The 2,132-nt window shown below is 71.1% G+C and carries 1 protein-coding gene; it reads right to left on the bottom strand.

The genetic code is table 11. From position 1 onward, the window contains the following. On the bottom strand, positions 1 to 2,132 hold a 2,132-nt coding region (locus tag ABZ260_RS50355), incomplete at both ends, for a polyketide synthase dehydratase domain-containing protein (protein WP_355632889.1).

The raw sequence follows: 2,132 nt of genomic DNA, 5'->3' as shown, positions 1-2,132 counted from the left end.
CCCGCGTCCAGCATGTCGAACCAGCGATAGGTCAGCCCCGGGAACTGCTCCTGGTCACGGATGTCCAGCTTGCCCAGCTCCACAAACCGGCCACCTGGGCGCAGCAACCGGGCGGAAGCGTCGATGAAGTCGCCGGTCAGGGAGTTGAGGACCACATCGATCCCGCGCCCGCCGAACCGCTCCTCAAACTCCAGAGTGCGCGAGGAGGCGATGTGATCGTCCGGGATGCCCAGCGAACGCAGCACGTCCCACTTGGCCGGACTCGCCGTGGCGAACACCTCGACACCGAGCCGCTGGGCCAGCTGGATCGCCGCCATACCGGTCCCGCCGGTACCCGCGTGCACCAGCAGCGACTCGCCCTCCCGCAACCCGGCCAGATCCATCAACCCGTAATAGGTCGTCAGGAACGCCACCGGAATCGTCGCCGCCTGCTCGAACGACACACCATCGGGAATCTTGGCCAACCCGCCCGCACCGGTGACCACCATCGGGCCGAATCCGCCCTCGGTCAGACCGACCACCCGATCGCCCGGGCGCAGGCCGTCCACCCCCGGACCGACCTCCAACACCACCCCGGCCGCCTCGCCGCCCATCAGGCCGACCTTGTCCTGCCACCAGCCCAACGCGTTGAGCCCGTCCAACAGATCCCGGAAGTTCACCCCCGCGGCATGCACCGCGACTCGCACCTGCCCGGCCCCCAGCGGCTCAGCCGCCTGCGGGAACTCAAGCAACTCCAACGCGTCCAAGCTGCCCTTGGCCCGGCTGCCCAGCCGCCACGCCACCCCACCGGCCGGAGGCAACAAGCCCGCCCCCGACCCCAGCGACACCAACCGTGGCACCCGTACGCCACCCTCGCGCACCACCGCCTGCGGCTCACCGGAGGCCAGCACCCCGGCCAGCACCGACGGGGACAGCTCCCCATCGACATCCACCAGAACGAACCGGCCCGGGTTCTCCGACTGCGCCGACCGCACCAACCCGCATGCGGCAGCCGCCGCCAGATCCGACACCGTTTCGCGATCACCGGCCGCCACCGCACCCCGCGTCACGAACACCAACCGTGAATCGCGATACCGCTCATCGGCCAGCCACCCCTGCAGCAGGCCCAGCACCCCAGCGGTCACCTCATGCGCCGCCGCCACCGCATCCGCCATCGGTTCGGTGCCGACCTCGACCAGCACCACCCCCGGCACCGGACCGGCCTCGGCCAGCACCGCGACCGACTCCCACATCCCCGCAAGACCCAGCGCATCCGGCTCGAACACCGCCACCGGCACCGGATCGGCCGCGGGGACTTCAGATAGCGTGGTCCACTCCAGCCGGAACAGCCCGTCGTGTTCCGTCGCCTGGCCACCACCCGCGGCGGCGAGCTGGCCGGCCGAGAACGGGCGCAGCACCAGCGAACGCGCCGACAGCACCGGCTCCCCAGCCGCGTCCGCAGCGGTCAGCGTGACCGAGTCGGCACCGGTCCGGGTCAGCCGGACGCGCAGCAGCGCCGCACCTGCGGCATGCAGGCTCACCTCACTCCAGGAGAACGGCAACCGGCCGCCCTCGGAATCGTCCAGCCCGACGAAGGTCACCGCATGCAGCGCCGCGTCCAGCAGAGCCGGATGCATGCCGAACGAACCCGCGCTCGACTGCGTCTGCTCAGGCAGCGCGACCTCGGCGAACACCTCACCCCCGGCGCCACGCCAGATCGCCCGCAACCCCTGGAACACCGGACCGTATTCGAACCCGCCCACGGCCAGTTCCTCATACAGCCCGTCCAGCTCGACAGCGGTCGCGCCCTGCGGCGGCCAGACCGCGGCATCGAACGGCATGGCAGAGGACGCGCCGGTAGCCAACATTCCAGCGGCGTGCCGTACCCACGGCACGTCGTCGGCGGCCTCCGCCGAGCGGGCGTAGATGTTCACGCTCCGGTGGCCCGACTCCTGAGCCGCGCCCACCCACACCTGGACCGCGACCGCGTCGTCCTCGCCCAGCACCAGCGGCGCGGTCAGCGTCAGCTCCTCCACCACATCGCAGCCGACCTGATCGCCCGCCCGGACCGCCAGCTCAAGGAAACCGGTACCCGGGAAGATCACCGTACCGGCCACCGCGTGATCGGCCAGCCACGGATGCGACCGCACCGA

Origin of the sequence: Streptosporangium sp. NPDC006013 (assembly GCF_040614275.1) — a bacterium.
Taxonomy (GTDB): domain Bacteria; phylum Actinomycetota; class Actinomycetes; order Streptosporangiales; family Streptosporangiaceae; genus Streptosporangium.
Note: the sequence above shows the minus strand (reverse complement) of the source record. Positions and strands in the feature narration are given on the sequence as shown.